We start from the raw sequence: 963 nt of genomic DNA, 5'->3' as shown, positions 1-963 counted from the left end.
TGACAAAACGCGCTTTTAATGCTAAATTTTATACATAAAAACAACAAATTATCACGTATTCCTACCTAATCCCACCTCTTCCCACTTAGTATAAAACCTAGTGTCAAACTACATTGATTGATAGTTTTTCCGTACCCCAAACACATTATTCAAGTACATTATTAAAAAAAGAAGCGTTTAAGGAATTCGGTCAACTTGAGCAAATTCCTTTTCAGTACGCAAGTGTGCAATATTTGCACCATTGCTCCTTTTAGGAATTGGATAAACAATACCCTATTACTGTACTCATGCAATCGGATCAACTTGATCCTATTTCTCGTTTTAGCAATTGGGATAAATAGCAGTGGGTGACGGTAGTTTCCATGGACCATTGATTTACCCACGGAACCCTTGAAGAAGCAGAGGTTGATCCGCCATGATTTCAGGGCGTCTCTCTAAAGTTAAGGAGCCACTGCCCACAGCACGACACAGCCTGTCTGATTTTGATGCCGCTTGTGCTTCTCTTTACATGAGGAGAAACTGTGCAAACAGCGCATATGACAGAATACGAATAAAAAAGCTTATCTTGTCTCTTTCATGATCCTTTATTTCCACGCCACAAAAATTCTCTCTGAACGAGCTTTCAACCAAAATTTCGAAAGCAAGTAAATTTCCTGATAATATACCATCTTTTGCTTTGGTTAATTCGGTTTCCCCCATGAGACCCCAAGAATAGGAAAAAATCGAAGCAGGCAATTGAGATCTTGCAGCCCTGCACACACCCACATTTCACAGCACAAGCAACAGCTTGAATAGCTTCTTCCTACCCCACAACATAAGGTACAATTAATAATTACTTTATCTCATAAGAAATAAAATGATCACACAAACACATCTTTCTTCAAGTATAAGTGAGATTTTTTGAAGCGTATATTAACATTTTGTCTCTCATAACAAACATTTGTTTAAAGTGTTTTCTTCTCT

General features: G+C 37.6%; 1 pseudogene. It reads right to left on the bottom strand.

The features are described from left to right. Positions 1 to 378 precede the first annotated feature (378 nt). Positions 379 to 498 (bottom strand): annotated as a pseudogene (locus ACFIO3_RS14040) (late control protein); the annotation flags it as partial. Positions 499 to 963: the final 465 nt, after the last annotated feature.

It is taken from the genome of Bartonella sp. AD328YNZD, from assembly GCF_042196425.1.
This window is presented reverse-complemented; position numbering and strand designations above follow the sequence as displayed.